Annotated in this window: 14 protein-coding genes; 6 read left to right on the top strand and 8 right to left on the bottom strand. The window is 49.3% G+C overall.

What is annotated here, in order from left to right; genetic code table 11:
• Positions 1–464: 464 nt before the first annotated feature.
• Positions 465–1181, top strand: coding sequence for a peptidylprolyl isomerase (locus tag ASG81_RS07975; protein WP_056631576.1), 717 nt, complete (start codon positions 465–467; stop codon positions 1179–1181).
• A 140-nt stretch (positions 1182–1321) separates the two neighbouring features.
• On the opposite strand, the gene ASG81_RS07970 is transcribed toward ASG81_RS07975, so the two are convergent.
• The 5 genes from ASG81_RS07970 to ASG81_RS07950 form a co-directional block, all read right to left on the bottom strand.
• Positions 1322–2146 carry a carbohydrate ABC transporter permease gene (locus tag ASG81_RS07970; RefSeq protein ID WP_056631574.1) on the bottom strand — a complete coding sequence of 275 codons (825 nt, stop codon included), beginning with the start codon at positions 2144–2146 and terminating at the stop codon, positions 1322–1324.
• Complete coding sequence (locus ASG81_RS07965) at positions 2143–3027, bottom strand: carbohydrate ABC transporter permease (RefSeq protein ID WP_056631571.1); 885 nt, start codon at positions 3025–3027, stop codon at positions 2143–2145. The genes ASG81_RS07970 and ASG81_RS07965 overlap by 4 nt, the downstream gene beginning before the upstream one ends.
• Before the next feature lie 54 nt (positions 3028–3081).
• Positions 3082–4362, bottom strand: coding sequence for an ABC transporter substrate-binding protein (locus ASG81_RS07960; protein ID WP_056631568.1), 1281 nt, complete (start codon positions 4360–4362; stop codon positions 3082–3084).
• 97 nt (positions 4363–4459) lie between these two features.
• Entirely contained in the window at positions 4460–5968 is a 1509-nt protein-coding gene (locus ASG81_RS07955) for a response regulator transcription factor (protein ID WP_056631564.1), read from the bottom strand.
• A gap of 23 nt (positions 5969–5991) precedes the next feature.
• Positions 5992–7794 (bottom strand): cache domain-containing sensor histidine kinase, encoded by a 1803-nt coding sequence (locus ASG81_RS07950; protein ID WP_235548774.1) that lies wholly within the window; start codon positions 7792–7794, stop codon positions 5992–5994.
• Positions 7795–7958: 164 nt separating this feature from the next.
• Between ASG81_RS07950 and ASG81_RS07945 the strand changes: the two genes are divergently transcribed.
• The 5 genes from ASG81_RS07945 to ASG81_RS07930 all read left to right on the top strand — a co-directional run bounded on the left by ASG81_RS07945 (position 7959) and on the right by ASG81_RS07930 (position 11853).
• Entirely contained in the window at positions 7959–9419 is a 1461-nt protein-coding gene (locus ASG81_RS07945) for a glycoside hydrolase family 43 protein (RefSeq protein ID WP_056631897.1), read from the top strand.
• Between the two features lie 33 nt (positions 9420–9452).
• Positions 9453–10025: a DUF6143 family protein gene (locus tag ASG81_RS07940; protein ID WP_155971341.1), complete on the top strand. Its 573-nt coding sequence runs from the start codon at positions 9453–9455 to the stop codon at positions 10023–10025.
• A 102-nt stretch (positions 10026–10127) separates the two neighbouring features.
• Entirely contained in the window at positions 10128–10709 is a 582-nt protein-coding gene (locus ASG81_RS07935; protein WP_056631894.1) for a TetR/AcrR family transcriptional regulator, read from the top strand.
• A 62-nt stretch (positions 10710–10771) separates the two neighbouring features.
• Positions 10772–10939 carry a hypothetical protein gene (locus ASG81_RS31600; RefSeq protein ID WP_162255002.1) on the top strand — a complete coding sequence of 56 codons (168 nt, stop codon included), beginning with the start codon at positions 10772–10774 and terminating at the stop codon, positions 10937–10939.
• Between the two features lie 140 nt (positions 10940–11079).
• Positions 11080–11853 carry an alpha/beta fold hydrolase gene (locus ASG81_RS07930; RefSeq protein ID WP_056631556.1) on the top strand — a complete coding sequence of 258 codons (774 nt, stop codon included), beginning with the start codon at positions 11080–11082 and terminating at the stop codon, positions 11851–11853.
• Between the two features lie 14 nt (positions 11854–11867).
• On the opposite strand, the gene ASG81_RS07925 is transcribed toward ASG81_RS07930, so the two are convergent.
• The 3 genes from ASG81_RS07925 to ASG81_RS33650 form a co-directional block, all read right to left on the bottom strand.
• Positions 11868–15548 carry a glycoside hydrolase gene (locus ASG81_RS07925; protein ID WP_056631553.1) on the bottom strand — a complete coding sequence of 1227 codons (3681 nt, stop codon included), beginning with the start codon at positions 15546–15548 and terminating at the stop codon, positions 11868–11870.
• A gap of 433 nt (positions 15549–15981) precedes the next feature.
• Positions 15982–17022, bottom strand: a complete 1041-nt coding sequence (locus tag ASG81_RS07920) for a LacI family DNA-binding transcriptional regulator (protein WP_056631552.1) — start codon at positions 17020–17022, stop codon at positions 15982–15984.
• A gap of 202 nt (positions 17023–17224) precedes the next feature.
• On the bottom strand, positions 17225–19549 hold the full coding sequence (locus ASG81_RS33650; protein ID WP_081417192.1) for a methyltransferase domain-containing protein: 2325 nt from the start codon (positions 19547–19549) through the stop codon (positions 17225–17227).
• Positions 19550–19571: the final 22 nt, after the last annotated feature.

Here is a 19571-nt window from a genome sequence, read left to right as displayed (position 1 = left end):
AAGCCCTTCCTAATAAAAGTCATAAATACTTCAAGTATATTCGCGAGACAACGGCTTATTTCCTGCTGGTTGTTGCTGGGGTTTATAGCGTGCGGTTGATGGAGACCCCCTTATTCAGCATACTGCCGAATATAGAAGCTTTTTATTGCAAATGTGCAGGATAGACAGGAGTTGGCTCTAATAAGTGAAAAGTTACTGCATTTACAGGATAGCTATTTATTGGTGTGAGTTCGAGGCAGCTCCCAAGCAGAAGAGTTGAGTTCGTATACTTGAGTAAGTAACAAGGCTCTCAAAAAAGAGAGCCTTGTCCAGGATCGAGTCTGTTCTTCTATGCTGCCTAGCGTACATTCAATCTCTAGTCCCACTTACAACAGAATGCGGCTCTCTCGCATTTAAATCGATCCATATGTTATCATACAAATGGAATAAGAGAAGGAAAAGCAAATTTTGAGGAGGATATTGGAATGCTGTTTAATAACAAACGTCTTGGGATGATGCTGCTCCTTATGCTCGTTCTGCTCGTTACCGCTTCAGGCTGCGGCGCAAACAAGAACGCGGCTGGGGACAAAAGCTCCGGCGCAAGCTCGAACAGTGGCAGTGCGGGTACAACTCCCCCTACTGAAGCGCCTGAAGAGGATGGCCCTGAGCTGCTCGGTCCGGATAAGCATCCCGTCGTGACTATTCAACTAAGTAATGAAAAAATCGTTAAGCTTGAGCTCTATCCGGAGGTTGCTTCTAACACGGTGAACAACTTTATTTCTCTCATAAATAAAGGATTCTATGACGGGGTTATATTCCACCGCGTTATTCCAGGGTTTATGATCCAGGGCGGAGACCCGGACGGCGTAGGCTCGGGCGGCCCCGGCTACAGCATTCCCGGCGAATTTAGCGATAACGGCTTCGAGAACAAGCTGAAGCATACGCGCGGCGTGCTTTCGATGGCGCGTACCGGTGAGCCGGACTCCGCAGGCTCGCAATTTTTCATCATGGTTGCCGACGCTCCTTCGCTTGATAATCAGTATGCTTCCTTCGGTAAAGTAACGGAAGGCATGGACGCGGTAGACGAAATCGCGAATCAGACAACCGGTGCGAATGATAGGCCGGAAAATCCGATTTCGATGAAAAAAGTAACGGTAGACACGCTCGGCATGACGTTCGAAGAACCGGCAAAAGTAAAATAAACGGGCGCAAGCGGCCATCGCCGTCCTTAGGCCCGTTATTACGGTGAAATATTAGCAGCGTTAACGTTTCAAATGAAAAGGCTGTCCGGGTCTCCGACCTTAGGACAGCCTTTCGTATTTGCAGGGCATTCTGCGATCCCTTAACCTTTCACCGCTCCGCCAACAATTCCTTTCACGATTTGCTTCTGCATCACGATAAAGAAAACGAAGATCGGAATAAGCGAGATGACAGTCAAGGTCATAAACAATGGCCAATTAACCGAAAACTCTCCTTTGGCGGAATAGACCTCAAGCACGAGCGTCGCATTGCTCTTGGAGTTCAAAAACAGCATCGGCGCCAAAAAATCATTCCAAATCCACATCGTTTGATAAATGATGCTTGTAACGGTTATCGGCTTTAGCAGCGGCAAAATAATGCGCCAAAAGATCCCGCCTACCCCGCAGCCGTCAATAATCGCCGCCTCCGGAAGTTCCTTCGGAATCGACTTCATATAGCCCATCATCAGAAAGAAGACAAAGACCGCCCCGCCCATATACAAAATAATAAGTCCGTAGAGACGGTCGATAAATCCGAGATCGGTCATCAATTGAAACAGCGGGATGAGCGTCGTCTGAAACGGGATCATAAAGCCAGCCAGCAAATACATCGTAACGAGCTTATTCGTCCGGTTCGGATTAAATACGATCGGATACGCCGCCATCGCCCCTATCAGCACCATAAGCAGCACCGATACCGCCGTGATGGTCAAGCTGTTGCCGAAGCTGCGCAGCAGCTCAGTTTCCTTGAATACGGTCACGTAGTTGGAAAATATCCATCTCTTCGGCAGGCTGAGCGGGCTTGCCGCGGTTTCCTGCATGCTCTTGAATGTATTGATTATAATTAAATAGAACGGGAAGAAGGTGATGGCGCCAATGGGAAGCATGAGCACATCCAGCAGCCAGTTCTTTTTGTTGTCGCTCGTCATTGGATTTTCTCCTCCCGCTTCTGCATCAGCTTCACTTGGAATATCGCAATTGCGAGTACGATAAGGAAGAAGACGACGGACATCGCCGAGGCGAGACCGTACTGCGTTTCGGAAATGCCCCGAAGCACGATAACCTGCGTAATCGTATGCGTCTCAAAGCCGGGACCGCCGCGCGTTAAGGCAAACGGAATTTCGAATACCTTCAAGCCACCGGTGAGCAGCAGCATCATGCTGATCGTCATGGCCGGCGCAAGCAGCGGAAGCGTAATATGTCTAATTTGCTGTAGGCGGGTAGCGCCGTCAATCGCGGCCGCTTCGTAATAATCCTTCGAAATAGACTGCAAAAAAGCCAAATACAATACGGCATGCCAGCCGGCCGCGGCCCACGCCGAGATAACGACCGTCGACGCTTTGGCAAGCATTGGATCCGACAGCCAAGGCTGAGGACCCATCCCGAATAATTTTTCCAATATGCCGTTCAGCACCCCAGAGGAGATCGGAGCCAAAATGAAGCCCCAAATGTACGCCAGCAGCAAGCCGCTCGGTATCGAAGGAAAAAAGAAAATGGCGCGGTGCACATTTTTGCTCCAAAAGTTCTGATCCAAAATGATGGCAAGCGGTATCGCGAGAACGGTAATGAGCAGCGTGCTCGCGAAAGCAAACAGCAGCGTGAAGGAAATGCCTGAAATGAGCGCTTCATCCATAAAGATTTTAGCGTAATTGCTAAACCCGACAAAGTCGTATGACTTTACGTAGCCATCAAAATTCGTAAAGCTCAGCAATACCGATTTGAGCAGCGGGTAAATGGAGAATAAGGTGTAAATCAATAGGATCGGGAGCAAAAATAATTGAAACTTCAGTTGCCGCAGCAGCTTTCCCATGTTGTCTCCTTTCTAGAAAAGGGCATTAGGACTTCCTAATACCCTCCGCTTTCTTTACTTGTTTTCCATTTCCTTCAGCTTCTTATCGAGCGCCTCCGTTGCCTGCTCAGGCGTTATTTTGCCAAAGCTTAAATCCTGAATCGATACGACAAACTGGCTGCGCAGCGCCTCCTGATGCCTTGCCCATGATACCATCGGCAAATAAATCCTGCTCTTCATCAGTCCGTCTTTATAGGCGCTTTCCATGACCGGATCAACCGTGCTTTCATAGCCGTTTGCGGTAATCATCGCGCCCGTACCGGTCTCAAACGCCTTCAAGCCTTCCGGTGATGCCAAATATTGCAGGAACAGCAGCGCCTCTTCCTTGTACTTGGTCTTGCTGTTAATCGCGAAGCCTACGCCCGGCGCTCCGGCAAAATAATTGCCGCCTGCTTCATTTGGTCCAGGTATGGCCATCATGGCAAAATCCAGATCCGGATTCGTTTCCCTAAGCGTATTAATATTCCATGGTCCGCCCGGGAACATCGCAACCTTGCCGATCGCGAACTCATTCACGATTTGGTCTCCGGTCAGACCGATCATATCCGGAGTCAAAATTTTGTTATCGATGAGATCGCGTTTCCAAATGCGGAGCACCTCCGTCCAGCCCTCGGAGAAGGAAGCCTTCCCCTCAAACAGCTTCGCATCGAAGTCGGGATTCGCGGCAAGCGTCAAGTTGCCGAACAGCCCGGAGTGGATGGTCGTCACATCCTGCATATTGTCATAATACGGTATGATACCCGCCGCCTTAAGCTTCAAAGCCGCATCGATGAATTGCTCCCAATTTTGAGGGACACCCTCAACGCCTGCTTTGGCAAACAGCTCTTTATTATAAAACAATCCGCCAGCCCAGCCCGTTTGCGTAAAGGCATACGTTTTGCCGTCCTTGCTGAGCATCGGCTTATTGCCGTCTACCATCGTGCTCATAAAGGGTTCATTCGTCAGATCAAGCGCATAGCCGCCGTCAATAATCTCATTGCGGTTTTCCGCTGCCATGATGAAGATGTCAGTCGCCGTATCGGACAAAAGCATCGTCTGAAGCTTGGCGATATAATCCTTCACCGGCGGCGCATTCTGAAAGTCGAAGGTGATGTTCGGGTATTTCTGCGTGAACCCTTCTATGACGGGCTTCATCTCCTTTTCGTTATTCCAGGACAGGATGCTCAGCTTCACCTTCTTGGCCGCGCCTTGGCTATCGCCCTCCGTTCCCGTTTCGGTTTTATTTCCGCTGCAGCCAGAGAGCACGAACGTGATAGCAAGTACGATGACGAGATTTAACGCTAACCACTTTTTCATTTTGTATCCCCCTCGAACAATATTTGAAAGCACTTACATTACCTATTGTAGGCATCCCACCCCTGCATTTGAATGCAAATCGTTGCGCAAAAACTTGTCAATCATTGCGCTCTCCGGATGCACCGCGATATTCCCTTGGCGAGACATTATAATATTTTTTAAAGGCGCGGCTGAAATGGCTTTCGTCGCAATAGCCCGTCCGCTCAGCAATCATGCCGATTCTCCAATTCGTCTCCCGAAGGAACAATGCGGCTTGCTCCATCCGGATTCTCGTCACGTACGTCCAATAATTTTCATCAAACAGCTGCTTAAATTCCCGGCTTAAACGGAACTTGTCGATGAAAAAGCGATCAGCAACCGTTTGCAGCGACAAATCGGCTTCAAAGTTGGTATCAACGTATTTTTTTATTTGAAAAATGACATCGTTTTCCGGAGCCGATGCCGCAAGGCCGGCAACATGCGCTTGTGCATATTTGCTCCAGAACAGCATCAGCTCGGCAAAGGTTGTACAAGCGTGGCGGTAAGCCCGCAGCGGCATGAAATCGCCGTTATATCCGCCCGGCCCGCCCGTATGGCTGCCGCAAAACACAAAGAGCAGCCGATGCGCTATTTCCTGCATCTCCTCGGGCTCAACTCGTCTTTGCTTGGCTGCTTCGAAAAAAGGTCTGATCAGCTCCAGCGCAGCCGGCGTATCGTAACCCCTCCGCAGCTTTTCTTCAAGCTGGAGCCCTTCGTGACGGACCGTGCGAAGCTCCGCCCCTTCCGCAAATAAGCCGTCCTCATAACGATAGATGCGGCCCGCTTCATAAAAGGCCTGCTTCGCCGCCTGCCGGCTTTCTTCCATTCGCTTAGGCAGCAGCGCAACCTCCTCTTCGATCTGACTGAAGCCAAGCGTGAACGATTGCCCGGGCAGCAGGCGCAGCCATTCGCCTTGCCACTTCTCTCCTTCCAGCAGCAGCTCCGCATACTGATCAGCATCGCTCAAGCCAACAAAGATGCACCATTCGCCGGTATCCTCGCGGGGCGGAAGCGGAAACAGCTCGATGCCGCTTGCTTCCGTAAAGCCGAGGGCTGGCCAGCTGCTGCCTGCCTTCGGTCCGCGGACCGTCAATACCGCATATGCCGAACTGCCATACGCAGTCAATGCGGCTTTTGCCGCTGCCAAACAATTCTCCGTGAAACGCTCTACCGCTGTCGCATTTTCCAGCTCTCTGAGTGCAAGCGCGCGTGCCTCCATACGAATATCCTGCACAAGAGCAAGCAGCAGCTCTCTAATCTGCAGAGCATCGACGGGCTTTAGCATATACTGCGATACATTTAGCCGGAGCGCCTCCTTTGCATATTCAAACTGATCGTATGCGCTGAGGATGATCGTTTTCGGTTTATTGCGCAGATGCCGGATATGCTTTAGCGCCTCAATTCCGTTCCATTCGGGCATATGAATATCGATAATAAGCAAGTTCGGCTCGAGGGCCTCCGTCATTTCAGCAGCCTCTTTGCCGTTATAGGCATGCCGTACTTCGGTAATGCCCAGCGCTTTCCAATCTATCATTTTATTTAAAAACCGATGCAGCGACGGCTGGTCATCCGCAATAAGAAGCTTCATCCCCTCACCACTTCTCTTTCTTTTTATAGTAAGCCTGGCAGCACGATATAAACGGTCGTGCCCGCCTTGTGCCTGCTGCGAACGGACAACCCGTACGCCGGACCGAAGGTCAGCTTGATGCGCCGGTCAACGTTAATTAATCCGATACTGCCCGTGCTGTCCGATTTCCCCCGAAGCCGTCTTGTCAGCCACTGCCGTCTCTCCCTCGTCATTCCAATGCCGTTATCGGTTACCGAAATACAGACGCCTCTGCGCATGGACGCAACCTTTATCCCGATACGCGCGGATTGCGGATTTTCCTGAAACGCATGAACGATCGCATTTTCAATAACCGGCTGCAGCATCAGCTTAACGGTTCCGCTTCGCAGCAGCGCCGGATCGGCTACTTCGAATGTAATATGAATGCCGTCGTCGTATTTTTTATTAATAATGTACAAATAGTCCTTCGCATTTCGAAGCTCATCCGCAAGCTCAACCTGCCCTTGATCCCTCTGCATCGAGTAGCGGAGCAGGCTGCTGAGCGAGAGTACCAGATGATTGGAGTCCTCCGTATTGCCGCAAACAATTTCCGTCTGCAGCAGCTGCAGCGTATTAAATAAAAAATGCGGGTTGATTTGCGATTCGAGCGTCTTCAGCTGAGCATCCCGGAGCGCGATTTGGGCGACATAATTTTGCTTTACCAGCTGCTCGATTCGTCCTACCAGCTCTTTAAATTTATTGCCGATTAAGTTCAATTCGCGGTATTTATAATTTTTCGGAATGACCAATAAACTATCTTCCCCTATTCGATCAAGCGTAACCAGAAGCCGGGTGAAGGGCCTCGAAATACGGACCGTAATAATGATGGAAATGAGCGTATTCAGCAGCAGGCATAAATATAAAATACCCGCCAGAGTGGCTTTAAGCGGATCAGCCTGCGCATACACCACTGACATCGGCACGGTGGAGACGATTCGCAGTCCCTTAATCGACGTAGGATGATAGATGACCAGCCTTTCCTGTCCTTCAATCGTCGCGACGAAACTGCCGGATTCGCTGGAGTGAATCGCTTCTATCCCTTCAAAAACAAGATGATTTCCTATTTTCCCAGGCTCAGGATGCACGATAATCGTATCCTTTTCATCCAGCATAAAAATATGCTCTCCGTTCTGGTCCGCGCTCAGCTCGAACAAACCGTTAATTTTTTGGAGATCGAGATTAGCTATGACAGTACCTATTACCTGCTGTCTGTAGCCTCTTACCGGCAGTGAAATCGCGAACGTCTGGCTGTTAATTTTGGACAGCATCGCTTCTGTATAATAGTTTTGCTGATGCAGGTACAACGGTATAAAGCCTCTGCTCCCGCTTGAGGAAACTGCCTTCAGATACCACGGCTGCTCCCAGAAAGGATAATTCCATTGCAGCGACTTGCGGTTGTCCAGATTATTGACATATTTGTTCGTCCCCAGCATAAGAACGTCACTGATTAAGGTTTGCAGCGCCGTTACTCCCTTTGAAAGCTCCGCAATGCTGCGTTCATGCTGAATGCGCTCCTCCAGACTTAACGTATGATCCGGGTTCATAAGGGCGATGACGGAGGCATGCGACGCAAATTGGACGAGCGGGCGCTTCGCTTCCTCTACATTGAAGTTAATGCCGCGCGCGGCCTGCTCCATTAATTTGTAACGGGATGCTATAATCTCTTCCCTTAGCGTGTGCGTCGAATCTTTTATCGATACGAGGCCGAGCAAAAACAACAGAATCAGGTTAATACCCAAATACGAGAATAAAATGTTGCGAATAATCGATTTTCGCCAAAGAAACCGCAGCATGGTTCGAAATATCAAAATTTGCCCTCCTTTGAATGAGTAGTTGTGAAGATAGCTTTCTTAAATTATAATATATTTGTTAATTGATTAATAAATATATTATTTTAAAAAACAGACCTGGGGGGCACACAGCATTGAAGAAATCTGCCATTTTACTTACGATCATATGTTTCATGTCTATCATGAGCGCATGCAGCGGCAATAATACCGGAAGCCGCGTTCCGGGTGAAAGCGCTGCGCCTGCAAACGCTGCTGAAACCATTATAACGGAAGCGGTTTTAATTGAAGAGCCTGTTTTCGCAAACGCTTCCGTCCACGATCCGTCTATCATTAAAGCCGGCGATACCTTCTACATTTTCGGATCGCATCTCGCTGCTGCGAAGTCGGCGGATCTTATGTCCTGGGAACAGCTTAACTCTAGTGTCTACGAAGGTAATCCGATTATACCGGACGTACTAACGGAAATGAGCGAAGGATTTGCGTGGGCGGAAACAGATACGTTCTGGGCAGGAGACGTTATTAAACTGCCGGACGGCAAATTTTATATGTATTACAGCATGTGCAAGGGAGACTCTCCGCGGTCCGTGCTTGGGTATGCGGTCGCCGACAAGGCAGAAGGGCCTTATAAAAATAAAGGGATTATTTTGAAATCCGGCATGTGGAATGATTTGAGCGAGGACGGGACGATCTATGATGCGACCGTGCATCCAAACGTAGTCGACCCGAATGTATTTTATGATAAAGACGGTATTCTTTGGATGGTGTACGGCTCGTATTCAGGCGGTATATTCATTATGAAAATGAACCCGGTCACCGGACTGCCTTATGAAGGTCAAGGCTACGGCAAGCGGCTGCTCGGCAACAATCACAGCCGCATTGAAGCGCCGTACATGATGTACAGCAAGGAAACGGACTATTATTATTTGTTCCTGTCCTATGGCGGACTAGACTCGGCCGGCGGCTATAACATCCGCGTCGCCCGCTCGAAAAATCCCGACGGTCCGTTCCTCGACGCCGAGGGCAAGGATATGATCGACGCATTTGGCGCTTACGGGACGCTGTTCGATGATGTGTCTATCGCGCCTTACGGGGTTAAACTCATGGGTAATTTCCAGATGGACAATGTAGACGGGGAAATCGCGAATATCGGAACGGGGTACATGTCGCCTGGCCATAATTCAACGTATATAGATCCGGACTCCGGCAAAATGTTTATCATCTTCCATACTCGCTTCCCCTCCCGCGGCGAAGCCCATGAAGTGAGAGTTCATCAGATGCTGATGAACTCCGAAGGCTGGCCCGTCGTCGCTCCGCATCGTTATGCGGGTGAGACAGCCGGGAACGTAACGGAGGACCAAATCATCGGCGACTATAAATACGTGAATCACGGCAAGGATATTACGGCCGGTATTAAGCAAGCCAGTCTGATCACGCTTGGCAAAGACGGCAAAATAACCGGCAGCGTGAGCGGCACATGGAAAAACACCGGCGCTTCGACGATCGGTCTTACGATCGACGGAACGCAATACAACGGCTCGCTGCTGCGCCAGTGGAATGAAGGCACGCTTAGCTATGTCATGACGTTTAGCGCATTATCCAAAGAAGGGATTGCCATATGGGGCAGTCACGTTTCAAAAGAGTAGCCAATCACTGTCATGTTCCCGGATTCCAATCATATGGTGGAATATAAGCATGTTGCGAAGGACGGTGAAGCGATGTATGGCTACGTGCCTGCCAGTGTGGTCGATTTAACGAATCCGTTTATTAAATCGCTGCAGGGGAAATATTTTTTGGGCGAAACGGATCAGCTGAATCCGACCGATTCGAACCGGACTTGGGGGGCACTCGTCAATCCCTCTCATTCGGACGTTAATCTTTACTTTGCCGTGTATGTGCTCAGTAATTTGTCCAACGACAAGCTGGTATCGCAAATTTGCTTCTGCTCCAGCTTGCCGACGCAAGGCAAACAGTCGCATGAGGTTTCATCCGCCAATCTGTCGTTTCATCCACAGCCGCTTCCGCGGGGGCAAATCCAGTTCGGCAGCAGTCTCGATACAACCGCGCTGGCGGCGATTCCCGTATCCACGCGGGTCATTCCGTCCTACTCAAGCGTGTCGAGCGAGAAGGACGGCCACTGGATTATCGGTCCCGGCAATGCCATTCTCTTTACGCTAACCAGCTCTATGAACCACCCCGCCCCCGCCGTCATTTCATTCGGCTGGTGGGAGGAGGTTCATGGCCTGTATTAGAAAAAGCATCTGTGATAAAATCCCCGGTCGAACAGGATCGGGGGTTTTGTGTGCCTTGGCTGCCCATTGACAGCTCATTATTTAGTACTATATAGTACCAATATGAACGCTAAAACAAAAATATCCAATCGTGAGATCGCGCTCCAGACGGCTGCCAGCCTGTTTTTGAGCAAAGGCTACCTCGTTACCAGCATGGACGACATTGTCGCCGCAAGCAAAGTATCCAAGACGAACATTTATTATTATTTCAAAAGCAAGGAGGAGCTGTTGTCCGCCATTATCGCGCGGATGACCGAGCAATACGATACGCTCATTGCCCACATTGCAGCTCAGAGCGAGTTTCCGGTCATGGACCGGCTCATGAGGCTTATGCAGGTGCTCATCGAGCAAGACGCCGACTGCCTCGGAGGCTGTCCCTTCCTGACGCTCTATACCCATACGCCGAAGGAAGCCGCCGCTATTCGCGAGCAAATCAGCCGTTTTTTCAGCAGACAAAAGATCACACTCGAGCAGCTCATCAAACAAGGCATCGCGAGGAAAGAAATCAACGGCAGCCTGTCCCCGCAGCTGACAGCGGCCTTAATTCTGTCGACGATCGAGGGCGGGCTGTTCCTGCAGCATGCCAATCAGGACCCGGCCATATTGCAGCATTCGCTTCAAGCTTTAGCTGCCATGCTAAAGTAATTTTTTTGACCATATTAGTACTAATCGGTACTAATTCATTAAGCCTGAGGAGGACATTTATTATGGTACATGTATTCATTACCGGCGGAACAGGATTTATCGGCTTGCAGGTTGTAAGGCGGCTTGCAGCCGAAGGCCCGAGCAGTCGCTCAGCTTTATCGTCAATGACTCCTTTCCGCTGCAAGCTGCCCGGCATATTCAGCAAAAACACGCGCTTCCTGCCTCCCTAAATGCATCCGTTCTTCCGCATGTCGTTGCCGATCTGGATTTTCGCCTTTCGCACGGGCAGTCGAGCCATTCGGGCTTCGAGCGCAGCAGACGCGGGCCATTAGCTGTACTTGAGAAAACGGGCGGCGGCAATCCCGTTATTTTGTTGCCCGGCATCTTCAGCGGAGCAGACTGCCTTCTGCCTCTAGCCGACGAGCTGAAGGGCCATCATGTTTGGGTCGCCGATCTGCCAGGCTTCGGACGTTCGCCTTATCACCATGCAGCAAATGTAATTGAAGGACATGTCCATGCCATCATAGAGGCGATTGCATCGCAGCCGGAGCAGGTCACGTTAATCGGCCACTCCTATGGCGCATTGCTCGCAGCCAAGGTCATGGAGCAAATACCGGAATGTATCCATGCCGTCCTCCTGATGCAGCCGGTGCTCCATCCGGCAGGGTCCCGCTACAAGAGCCGGCTCATTAATCGTATGCTTTTGCCGCAGGTTACGAATGACATTCTGCGCAAGGAGCTCATCTCGCGAGGCTGCTTTGAGCATGCAAATGCGATCCCGCACAGCTACGCCGTCTATGCGCAGAACGAGCTTAGCTCGCCCCGGGTCAGAGCTACCTTAGCGGATACGCTGGCAGCCTTGAGCCGGCCGAGCATTTCCGGCTTCGGCCGGAGAGCTGGGATAAACGTAAAATCAGCATGCTGTGGGGGACGAAGGATCTCGCATATACGATTCCTACAGCCTATCAATCCATCTCTACTGCACTCCTCCCGCACGGTCACCACTTTCCGATCTCGCATCCGGCGGAAACTGCGCAGCTGCTGCTCCGCTCAGGGCTTTAGTTCAGGTGAGGCCGCGTCGCGTATGTTCGAGCAAAGAAACCGCAAAAAAGTCCCAAACCGTTTGGTTTGGGACCCTTGTTAGGTGACAAGCTCCAACTATTGCTGTTCCACCACGATGTAGCTTAACATCGGTTTGGATCCGCCTGCCTTAATGACCTTAACAATTAGTTCTCCATTGTTCACTTTAATACTATCAAATGTTTTCTCTTCCTGTTTATCACCGATCACATAATCAGTCAGTTTCGTCTCGCCATTAATGGTCAGATTCATCTTACGATCGCTTGCTTTCCATGGATCAAAGAACCCGACCTTAACCTTGTAAGTACCATTCGGTAATTGAAAACGGTAAGCAAGCCCCTTGCCGTTCTCATTACCGTCGTATTGACGGATCGATTGGTAAGCCTCAGTAGGTGAAGTATGAGCCCAAGTCAGTCCGCCATCGGCTTCGTACCCCCATTTCACACCTGTAATAGGGTCACTTCCATACGGCTGTTCCTCCAACGTCTGAAGTGAGCCAAACTTCTCGCCATCCTCAAGCACGGAAGGCGTTCCATCGCCAGCGTCCACATAGAAAAGAACGTTATCCGAGTTTCCGATGGTCGTTGCTGTAATCGGTTCCGATATTGCTTCCTCTGAGCCTCGCTTGGCAACCACCGTAAATGAATATGAAACGCCGTTAGTTAAACCGGTTACAATCGTTGAACCCGGATTTGCAGACAGTTCGACCGGAGCAGTGTCATCTCCAGTTAACGCCGCATATTTGATCGTATAGGATTCCGCGCCGTCAACTTCGCTGTATTTCAGCGCAACCTGCCGATCGCCTTCTTTCACCTGATAAATTTCGGGTTTAGTCATGATGCTATTCGCTTCGGTGGCAATTTTAATGTAAGCAAATTCCGCATCAGCCCAACTATGTAGACCGACACGTCCGCTTGTGTAGGTTGTATCCGTCACTTCAAATACCAGTGCCCCGTCTAAAAATGCCTGGATTTGTTTCCCTTTTAGACGAACCTCAAGTTTATAAAGCTCATCCAGTTTCGCAGAGAAAGGAATGGAGGGAGCCAAGTTCTGTCCGTCTCTACGAATGAACAAATTGCCGTTTTCGAAGCCGAACATGTACCCTTTGTCATAGCTGGCGCCGCGAAAAACGATACCCCAATCCGCTCCTGCTGTCGAGTGTTTTGCAATCGCTGTTATTGTACCATCAATCAGTTTCAGACTATTTAAGCTGATTTCACCTTGATTATCTGCACCGGAAGCATGTTTTAACAAACCGTCCTCTATGAGCCATTTGCTAATGTCCTGTTGATAGCGTGTCATGTCACTCTTATCAAAGTTGTCCTCTAACCGGACTTCCTCAGCTTTCGGAGTTACTATCGCCTCCGAGAATCCGGTACCATTTCCGCCTATTCCAATAGTAGATACACGAACCGTTATTGGCGCCCCATTGATTAAGCCGTCCAGTTCTATTGCATTCTTATCACTCTTCACGGTAGTGCTGGTTTGTGTTTCAGAACCAACTTGAAATATATACCCTAATGCACCATTTACCGGAGTCGCTTCAAGATGTACTTTGTTATTGCCTGCAATGCCAATGACTTTCTTGGGTGCAGGAATATCGGGCATGATTTGAAACGGAGCCGATGGAGGACTGACATGTATGCCGTCAACCGCCTCCACGATCCCATAGTAGGTTTCGCCATTTATCAACCCTTCAACTTGAACGGCTCCGTTCGGCGCTTCGCTTACCTGTTTTTGATCATAACTGCCCGGCTGCAATCCGTAGCGAACTTGATACGCAGGAACCCCGGTTGCAGCGTCATACTTGACCGTAAAACCGCCATCCGTACTAATGGCCGATACTCCGTTCGGGACCTGCATTTCCGGTACTCCGTAGGCCCGCTCGGACGGAGGCCCAAAACCATTCTTATTGCCTCCTCGAATGGTAACATAGTATTCCGTTCCATTTTCCAAATTCTGAAGAGTGATGACATCATCAGCTGCCACCGTCACTTTGCGCTCCCGATTGCCTTTTTTCTCCCCATATGCCACTTCATATTCATACGCGCCTTTTGGAGCTGTAAATGCTATTTCCAGCCCTTTATTCGCTGGTTTTACTTGAACGTTTTCCGGGGCATCCGGCTTCTTGTTCACCTTCACCAGATCTCCATATAACGTCACAACGGAACGAGCAGGAATAACCGTTTCGAACGTTCCATCCGCCTGAACAGACACATTCTGGCCTTTAGCCAAATCCTTATCGGCCGAGGTAACGTAAGGCTTCAACATGTATACAGCGTCGTTCTTATCCAATCCCGCAGCGGATAGCTTGATTCGTTTATCTTCCTCACTGTCATTAACGAATACAGCCGTTACCGTCTTTTCGTTATCATCCTTGTAGGCAGAGCCCAACAATCCGCTCCGCGCTTGTTCATCCAATCCGGTAAGTGCGATGCGCTCTGCGCCTGGACGTATGAATTTGCTGTAATTGCCTAATCCCCACAATATCTTCGAAGCGAGGATGTTCTGCTCATCCCCCGCTGTTTTAAAATCCGTGTAAATCAAACCATCCTTATAATCTTCAGTGGAAACAGCTGTCCACCACTGCCATGCCGCGGCATTCGCCCGCGTCAGATCGAAATGAATGGTACGGGCAACATAAAGAGCGGGGTCGATGCCTAGATCGCGTCCAGGACCATAGGAACCGAGAATGCAATATTCAGACATCCAATATTTAGCGGAAGAATCATATTTCTTCAAGTTCTCAGCCAGAAGGTCTCTCAACTTACCAAGGCGGTCGTCTCCCGGGTTACTATAATCTGACCAATACGAATGGGAGGCAATTTTATTACCAATCGCTTCCTTTAGTTCCGGGTCGCCAAGCAGATCCTTAATATATTCGCGATATTTGCCAACCCCAAGACTATTGGCGCCGCCTGAATATTGATCTTTGTCCGCGAAGCTCTTATAGACTTCATCATCAAGCAAAGCCGTGATTTCCACTCCGTCAGGCGAGCTGATTTGAGCGGTTGCGCCTCTTTCCTTAAGCTGCCGGTAAAGCTCGAGTATGACAATTTTCATGTCTTCGTTATTATATCGATTGGCTTCCTGCCCGGCTTTATTCCAATCCCAAGTAGGCTCATTAATCGGGCTTATATAGTCGAATTCAAAGCCTTTTGACTTAAAATGCTCCAGTACATCAGTCATATAAGCAGCAAAATCGTCTTCGTATCCGTCTTTCAAGTTGGTGGAACCGACAGTGGAGTCCGGCTGTGCGTGACCGTTCTTTGTCATCCAGACAGGCGGACTATTGACGAAGGCAATCAGCGTATCGACACCCCGGTCCTTAGCTGCCTCAAGAAACCATTGTTGTCCCGCTTGCTTGCTCCAATCATAATCACTGTCTGCCGATGATTTAAACGCTTCTGCGCGCCGCCACGGATTCGTTATAATCGCTTCATCCGTCTCCGTCGAGCCCGCTCCAATGTTGAAGCGCCAACTGGACAAACCTATACCCTTATCTCTTGAGAAGAGCAGGTCGGCAACGCGTGCCTTATTTTCATCAGTCCAGTTGGTTCCCAGCTGCTCCATTGACCATGCGTCGGATGCGCCGAAGTTGTCGATCTTCTGATACTTAACTGAGGCATCGATGGTAACGAATGCATCGATCTGCTTATTCTCTTCACTAGCCATTTCGGCGCTCACAGCACTTCCGAATAGACCAAAACATAATGTGCAAGTGAGAAATGTTGCTGTAAATTTCTTTAATGATTTCATATTCTAATAGCCGCCCCCTTACTTAAATTGTATCGGTCGAAATTTGTATGATGAACAAATCTACTGTAGTTACCCATGACTAACTTTTTCAATTATTACCATCTCTCCTTCTAAGATCAAGGATTCATTACACCGTGTAAATCAAGCCTCCTGAAAATCTGGATGTCTTGTTATTCTTTCTTCGATTAGCCTCACCACCTTTCAATATGGCATTGCATTTTGGTTTGTAAACGATTACAAGTTGTTATAAAAAAAACTCTATAAAATAAGCTTACCGCTTATACGCTTTAGTGAAACCCATTTCATGAAACGGGTTTCACTAATTTCAAAAATAATACCCGCTGTTTGCGGGCCCGTTTTTTTGAACTTCCTTCTTTAGTGAAAGGGGTTTCATTAATCTGAAATTAATTATATTCCCACATTCCATAATCAGTCAATATTCATTTTTTTGCCGAGGTTTCCCCGTACTCTGCCGAACAATAAGTTCAGGCTGCAGGACTGTATTTTTTTTCGCAGGTATTCCATTAATGATCTGATAAATTCTTTCAACCGCAAGCCTGCCCAGCTCATAAGTATTCTGTGTCACTGTGGTTAGCTCGGGAATAACGGCAGTGGACAACGGCGAATCATCAAAACCAACAATTGAAATATCATCCGGGATCCGCAAACCACGTTCCATTGCTGCTTTAACGGCACCGATGGCCGTAAAATCATTTACGCAGATCACAGCCGTAGGCCTTTCCTCTCCATCCAAAAGCTTGTTCATGAGTTCGCGTCCTGCTTTTATCGAAAACTCGCCATATTGAATCCATTCTTTGCGCAAACTTAATTGATGTTCTTCCAGCTTCTTTTTAACCGCCTTCACCTTCTGATTGGTGGTCGTCATAAAGTCCAAGCCGCCAATAAACGCAATATCCTTATGGCCCAGGTCAATTAAATGCTGCGTCGACATAGCGGTCCCGGCTGCTTCATCGGTATAAATACGGTGTAAACCGCTTTTGGCGAGATTTCCGTTTACGAGGACAATGGGAGTACCTTCAGCCACTTCCATTACTTCTTGCACTAAGTCAGGCGGACAGTTCGCCAAATTGATACGGCCTCCAACAAAGATAATGCCTTCTACTCTTTTTTCACGAAAAATCGACAAATACTCCGTTTCTCTGCTGTATTCGCCAGCCGTGTTACATAGGAAAAAGGTGTAGCCTTTCTCCCTCGCCTCATTCTCTGATCCCCAGAACACTTCCGGGAAGAACGGATTCGTAATATCAGGCACAATCATGGCGATTGTGCCTGATTCCTTTTTGATTAAGCCCCTTGCCAAAGCATTCGGCTGAAATTTGTATTTTTCAATAATTCTCATAATGGTTTCTTTCGTACTGGCTTTGACGGGCGCCGTACTGTTTAAGACCCGTGAAACCGTCGATACCGAAACGCCCGCTTCTTTCGCGATATCGTAAATCGTTATGTTTTTCATCATGTTCCACCCTTGAGGTTGTTTCTTGTCTCCATGATAACAGATGATAAAAATTTATGAAACCCATTTCATAAACGCCAATATAATCGCCAGTAACGACGATACAGTGCTCTGCCATTTTTAAAATAACAAAAAAAGCAAGCAGCCTTTGCCTAAATAGCGCTGGCTGCTTGCTTCTATAACCCGACTTGAGCTCCCCTTCTTACCTCACGCCCAGCCTCATCCGGTAGCTGAACATCACATCCAGCGTTCTTCCCGCAAAATAATGCTCCACGCTGCTGCGGAACGATTGAAGCGGCTTGTCCAGCTCCGACGAGCCAAGCTTGAACACCGCCTGAACGCCGCCTTGGCTGAGCGCCAAACCGATATAGCGCTCTGCATCGCATGACTCTATATGATGAAACACGATTTCTTTCGAGAAACGAAATAGGCCGCTTTCCCTAATTCGGGTTAAATGCTGCTCCTTATCCCGTTTGCTTGCCCGGTTTTTCTCGGCAATATACTTGGCAATGATCGCCTCGGACCGGTCGATAAGCTGCTTATACTCCATCTCAACGCCAAAGTGGAGAGTTGGCGGCCAGTCGCAATCATACGCCGCGAACAGTCCTCCCGGTTGCAGAACGCGAGCAAATTCACGCAGCGTGCTGACAGGCTCCATCCAATGAAAGGATTGCGAGCAAGTCACGACATCCACGCTCTCCACATCCAGGGCAAGCTTGTCAGAATAGCCTTTGACAAATGAAATATGCCCTGCATCCTTCAGCTCAGATAAACGGGCCAGCGCCTTGCTTCTCATATCGTCGTTTGGCTCAATGCCCATGATCCGCCCGGCATGCTTATTCCAGACAAAGGTGGACAAGCCCGTGCCGCAGCCGACATCAACCACAACGCTTGGCGCCTTGCCCAAGTAGCCGGTCAAAATATCGACAACCGCGGTCGGGGCTTTCGGCCGATGCTGATCATAATCATTTTCGAATCCGGAGAAACGTTCTACGTTATTTTGCAAATGGCTTCCTGAAGTCATTTTACAGCCTCCGTTCCAAGTATAATTGCTGAGCTTGTTATAGCCCCTGCTTATAATAATAGCATTGAATTCGTCGTCGTGCGCTATTAAGAATGATGCCGCGTCCTCTAAATAAACGGCCTCTACGTACATGACACCTTTGTTCAGAACGACCGTACGCTTTGCATTAGCTTTGAGTACAAGCTTCCAGCCCTTTTTGGCTAAGCGCACCTCCTTCTTGGCAGCATTCCACTTGATTTCTGTCCCCCATGCTTCAAACAAAGCTCTGACAGGGAGATACGTTTTGTCCCCGCTCTTATATGGTTTCTGCGCAGCAGCAAATTTCACCTGCTTGCCTTCCAGCCATACTTGAACATCCTTGCCCGCCGGCAGCAGCTCCGTACCGGCAATTAACTCCTCTTTTGTGCTAATCGGCTTAAGCGTCTTCGGATCAGCCTCAAGCATCTTCACGCTGTTGTTCATCGTATCCGCAACGTACAGCTTACCCGCCGTATAGAGCAAGGAGGACGGCTGATTAAACTGTGCGGTATCCAACGCTCCTACCTTATCGCCCGGTGCGCTTTGGCCCGCAATCGCAATCACTTTCCCATCAGCTTGTAAAGCACGGATACGGTTGTTCAGGCTGTCGGCAATAAATAAGACGCCATCGGCATAAGCAAGTCCGCGGGGACGGTTAAACCGCGCATCGCCTCCCGAACCGTTTGCGTAGCCGCCTGCCATATAACCGGTAAACGCATCGGCGGCTGTCGGCTTGCCGGCAATTGTCGTCACTTTTCCCTCATGAATATAACGAATTAAATGATTGCCGCTGTCCGCAACATACAAGCCGCCCTTCTTATCAAAAGCAAGTCCCATCGGCTCGTTAAAAAGCGCTTCAGATGCGCTGCCGTCCTTATATCCGCCCGTTTCGTCAGCGGCTCCGGCGAACGTGGACGTCATGCCCTCCGGCGTAATTTTGCGGATGACATGGTTTAACGAATCGGCAACATAAACGTTGTCATCGGCATCGAGCGCGAGACCAGTCGGAGCGTTAAACTGCGCCTCTTCGAATTTGCCGTTTTTATTGCCCGCATTGCCGTTTCCGGCAGCCGTGTACACCCGCTCATGAACGATTTTGCGCACAACATGATTGTCCGTATCGCTAACATAGATAACACCCTTGCTGTTCACGACTGAATAAGTCGGGTGATAAAAGCTTGAGGTCACGGTCGTACCATCAAAATAACCCGGTTTAGTCTGAGCCGTTACAGGCGTGAGCTGCCCATTTTGCCACTTGCTAATTTGGTTGCTTTCCGAGCCGACGACAATGATGCCGCCATCCGGTAAAGCAGCAAGCCCCCATGGCTGATTTACTTTGTCGAACACTTTCGCAATTACAGCAGCGCCGGCCTCCGCCGTTATTTCAGTTGGCCCTTCCGCTGCCGCGTATACCGTTAAGTTAGCCGCGGTAAGCGCCGCAGTAAGCGCCGCGCCTGCCGCCAGCAATCGAAATCTGCTTTTCACATGATTGCTCCTTTCGCTATTT

Origin of the sequence: Paenibacillus sp. Soil522, from assembly GCF_001428245.1 — a bacterium.
Classification (GTDB): Bacteria; Bacillota; Bacilli; order Paenibacillales; family Paenibacillaceae; genus Pristimantibacillus.
Note: the sequence above shows the minus strand (reverse complement) of the source record. Positions and strands in the feature narration are given on the sequence as shown.